Annotated in this window: 5 protein-coding genes; all 5 read left to right on the top strand. The window is 43.9% G+C overall.

Going from position 1 to position 4,290, the window contains the following annotated elements:
* On the top strand, positions 1-1,091 hold a 1,091-nt coding region (locus WB217_RS13435; RefSeq protein WP_423993720.1), incomplete at its 5' end, for an Hsp70 family protein.
* A gap of 177 nt (positions 1,092-1,268) precedes the next feature.
* Positions 1,269-2,396 (top strand): molecular chaperone DnaJ, encoded by a 1,128-nt coding sequence (gene dnaJ / locus WB217_RS13430; RefSeq protein ID WP_423993719.1) that lies wholly within the window; start codon positions 1,269-1,271, stop codon positions 2,394-2,396.
* 19 nt (positions 2,397-2,415) lie between these two features.
* A complete protein-coding gene (prmA, locus tag WB217_RS13425; RefSeq protein WP_423993718.1) occupies positions 2,416-3,354 on the top strand; it encodes a 50S ribosomal protein L11 methyltransferase in 939 nt (312 codons plus the stop codon).
* A gap of 88 nt (positions 3,355-3,442) precedes the next feature.
* Positions 3,443-4,192, top strand: a complete 750-nt coding sequence (locus WB217_RS13420) for a 16S rRNA (uracil(1498)-N(3))-methyltransferase (protein WP_423993717.1) — start codon at positions 3,443-3,445, stop codon at positions 4,190-4,192.
* Positions 4,193-4,197: 5 nt separating this feature from the next.
* The coding region (locus WB217_RS13415; RefSeq protein WP_423993721.1) for a hypothetical protein at positions 4,198-4,290 on the top strand (93 nt) is incomplete at its 3' end.

The following is a 4,290-nucleotide window of genomic DNA, read 5'->3' as shown; positions in this document are numbered from 1 at the left end:
CTTCTACACAGATCTCTCTTCCATTCATCACAGCAGGAGAAGCAGGACCGCTTCACCTTGAAGTGAACATGACTCGTGCTAAATTCGAAGAGATTTCTGCTGGATTGGTAGAGCGCACAATGGGGCCAACTCGCCAGGCGCTAAAAGATGCTGGTTTAAGCCCTTCTGAACTTGATAAAGTAATACTTGTCGGCGGATCTACTCGTATCCCTGCTGTACAGGAAGCGATCAAGAAGGAAACTGGAAAAGAGCCTCACAGAGGCGTTAACCCTGATGAAGTTGTAGCAATGGGTGCGGCAATCCAGGGCGGCGTAATCTCTGGTGATGTTAAGGATGTAGTCTTGCTAGACGTTACTCCGCTTTCACTTGGTATTGAGACTATGGGCGGCGTATTCACTAAGCTAATTGACCGCAACACAACAATTCCGACATCTAAATCTCAGGTGTTCTCAACTGCTGCGGATAGCCAGACAGCTGTTGATATCCACGTACTTCAAGGTGAGCGTCCTATGGCTTCTGCCAATAAAACTCTTGGCCGTTTCCAATTGACTGACATTCCGCCAGCTCCACGTGGAATTCCTCAGATCGAAGTTACTTTTGATATCGATAAGAACGGTATCGTTAACGTTCGCGCGAAGGACCTTGGTACGAACAAAGAACAGCAAATCACTATCAAGTCTTCTACTGGACTTTCTGACGACGAAATCGAACGCATGGTAAGAGAAGCTGAAGAAAATGCTGAAGCGGACAAGAAGCTTAAAGAAGAAGTTGAGCTTCGCAATGAGGCTGACCAGTTAGTATTCACAGCTGAAAAGACTTTAAAGGATCTTGAAGGAAAAGTAGATGAAGCTGATGTCAAGAGTGCAACTGATGCTAAAGATGAGCTGAAGGCTGCAATCGAGAAGAACGACATCGAAGAAATCCGCACTAAGAAGGATGCCTTGCAGGAAATCGTCCAAAACCTTAGCGTGAAGCTTTATGAAGAAGCTGCTAAGCAAGCTCAGGCGCAACAAGGTGCACCTGGCCAAGATGGTCCTAAAGACGACAACATCGTAGATGCAGAATTTGAAGAAGTAAATGACGATAAATAATTAATTATCACACAAAAAGTCAAAGTCAGGTCATACTTGGCTTTGGCTTTTTGTTTGTTGCGAAGACAAAGAATTTGGACTACTAAAATAACACATAATAGATGTTTTAAATATTGCACATGAATGTACGAGAATGTTAGAATTATCTTTATGTGAAAAGATTCGGGAGTGGTAATCATGAGCAAACGGGATTACTATGAAGTCCTGGGAGTCAGTAAATCGGCTACCAAGGATGAACTAAAGAAGGCTTATCGAAAGCTTTCTAAACAATTCCATCCGGACATCAATAAAGAGCCGGGAGCAGACGAAAAATTCAAAGAAGTTAAAGAAGCATATGAAGTGCTGAGCGACGACCAAAAGCGTGCCCACTATGACCAGTTTGGCCATGTTGATCCTAACCAGGGCTTTGGCGGGGGAGACTTCGGCGGCGGCTTCGGAGGATTTGAAGATATCTTTAATTCCTTCTTTGGCGGCGGCGGAGGCGGCAGACGCCGTGATCCAAATGCACCAAGGCAGGGCGCTGATCTTCAGTACACAATGACACTGAAGTTCGAGGAGGCAGTATTCGGCAAGGAAACGGATATTGAGATCCCTCGAGAAGAAACATGTGATACATGTGACGGTTCAGGAGCAAAGCCGGGCACGAAAGTGGATACATGTAAACACTGCCACGGAAGCGGCCAGCTGAATGTAGAACAAAATACTCCTTTTGGACGTATCGTAAATCGCCGTGTCTGCAACTACTGCAATGGTACCGGTAAAGAAATCAAAGAAAAATGCTCAACTTGCTCTGGAGCAGGAAAAGTTACAAGACGTAATAAAATTCATGTTAAAATTCCTGCAGGTGTCGATGATGGCCAGCAGTTAAGAGTTGCCGGAAAAGGGGAAGCTGGTATTAACGGTGGTCCTTCTGGTGATCTTTATATTGTTTTCCACATAAGATCACATGAATTTTTCGAGCGTGATGGCGATGACATCTATTGTGAAATGCCAATCACATTTGTACAGGCAGCAATAGGTGACGAAGTTGAAGTGCCTACACTGCATGGCAAGGTGAAACTGAAAATCCCGGCAGGTACTCAAACTGGGACTAAGTTCCGCTTAAAAGGCAAGGGAGTCCCGAATGTCCGCGGATATGGTACAGGCGATCAGCATGTTCTAGTCCGTATTGTTACACCTACAAAGCTGTCAGAGAAACAAAAGCAGCTATTAAGGGAATTTGCGGACGTCAGTGGCCAATCGCCGATTGGGGAGCATGAAGAAAGCTTTTTCTCAAAAGTAAAACGAGCCTTTAAAGGTGATTAATTGAATGGAGCTGGTGTAAATGAAATGGTCTGAAATCAGCATTTTAACAACAAATGAAGCGGTTGAGCCGATTTCAAATATTCTGCACGAGGCAGGAGCAAGCGGGGTAGTGATTGAAGATCCGCTTGAGCTTGTGAAGGAAAGAGAGGACCAGTTCGGCGAAATATACCAACTTAATCCAGACGATTATCCTGAAGAAGGTGTCATCATCAAAGCTTATCTCCCGGTTAATAGCTTTCTGGGAGAAACAGTTGATGAAATTAAAGAAGCAATTAATAACCTGATTATCTACAATATCGATATCGGAATGAACAAGGTATCAATCAGTGAAGTGAATGAGGAAGAATGGGCAACTGCCTGGAAGAAGTATTATAATCCGGTGAAAATTTCCGAAAAGTTCACGATAGTACCTACCTGGGAGGACTATACTCCAGTCAATACAGATGAACTGATCATTGAACTTGATCCTGGAATGGCTTTTGGAACGGGCACACATCCGACAACCGTTATGTGCATACAAGCACTTGAAAGAACTGTTAAACCAGGTGACCGCGTTGTTGACGTTGGCACAGGTTCTGGAGTTCTGAGTATCGCGGCTGCAAAGCTTGGTGCTTCAAAAGTAGAAGCGATGGATCTTGATGATGTAGCAGTTCAGGTGGCGAAACTGAATATTAAACTCAATAAAGTTCAGGAAGTCGCAACAGTATCCCAAAACAACCTTTTAGATGGTGTGACAGAGGGAGCAGACATTGTTGTCGCGAATATTCTGGCTGAAGTGATTCTTAGGTTCGCTGATGATGCCGGCAAAATTGTGAAAAATGGCGGCTATTTCATTACCTCTGGAATCATCCAGCAGAAAAAAGAAGTTGTTAAGGATGCGATGATCAACGCTGGTTTTGAAATTGAAGAAATTATTGCAATGGAAGACTGGGTTGCAATCATAGGCAAAAAGAAATAATCTAGGAAAAAGGGGAACATGCAATGCCCCTTTTTTCTGTCTTTTATTTAGTAAACAGCCTCATTTTGATTGGAAAGCAGGTGCTGTGGTGCAGCGTTATTTTATTGATGGACAGGAAAGCAAGAATCAATTCATTATTAGTGGCGATGATTATCATCACATTGTACGAGTCATGAGAATGAAGGCTGGGGATCAAATTATTTGTGTTTTGCCAGAGGGAAAAAGTGCGATTTGTCTTATTGCAGAAATTACCGATGAAATGGTTGTGGCAAACGTTGTAAAATGGGAAGAAGGAACCTCTGAGCTGCCGGTCCATATCGTTATAGCGAGCGGTCTGCCTAAAGGGGATAAGCTCGAATTGATTATCCAGAAGGGCACAGAACTTGGTGCCTATGAATTTGTCCCCTTCACCGCATCCCGCTCAGTTGTTAAATGGGATGGCAAAAAAGCCGCCAAAAAGGTTGAACGGTGGCAAAAGATTGCCAAGGAAGCTGCGGAGCAGTCTCATCGCAGCAGAGTTCCCAATGTTAAAGAACCGGTTAGCGTCAAAGAACTTATTAAAGCCAGCAGTAAGTACGAGCATAAGCTTATAGCCTATGAGGAGGAAGCAAGGGAGGGCGAAGCATCAGTCCTTTCTTTAACTTTAAAGAAATTGCAGGCAGGCGAAAGCCTCCTGATCGTCTTTGGCCCGGAAGGCGGATTGACTTCCGAGGAGGTTTCCCTTCTTGGAGAAAACGGCTTTGTATCCTGTGGTCTTGGACCGCGCATCTTGCGCACAGAAACAGCGCCATTATATGTACTGTCAGCTGTTTCCTATCATTTTGAATTATTGGGGTGAAAATAATGCCTACAGTTGCGTTTCATACATTAGGTTGTAAGGTTAATCATTACGAAACAGAGGCCATTTGGCAGTTATTTAAAGAACAAGGATATGAG

It is taken from the genome of Mesobacillus sp. (assembly GCF_049588175.1).
Lineage (GTDB): Bacteria > Bacillota > Bacilli > Bacillales > Cytobacillaceae > Mesobacillus.
This window is presented reverse-complemented; position numbering and strand designations above follow the sequence as displayed.

Excerpts from the sequence above, each read along its gene's own strand:
- dnaJ (WP_423993719.1), top strand. The coding sequence starts at position 1,269 with ATGAGCAAACGGGATTACTATGAAGTCCTGGGAGTCAGTAAATCGGCT.
- prmA (WP_423993718.1), top strand. The coding sequence starts at position 2,416 with ATGAAATGGTCTGAAATCAGCATTTTAACAACAAATGAAGCGGTTGAG.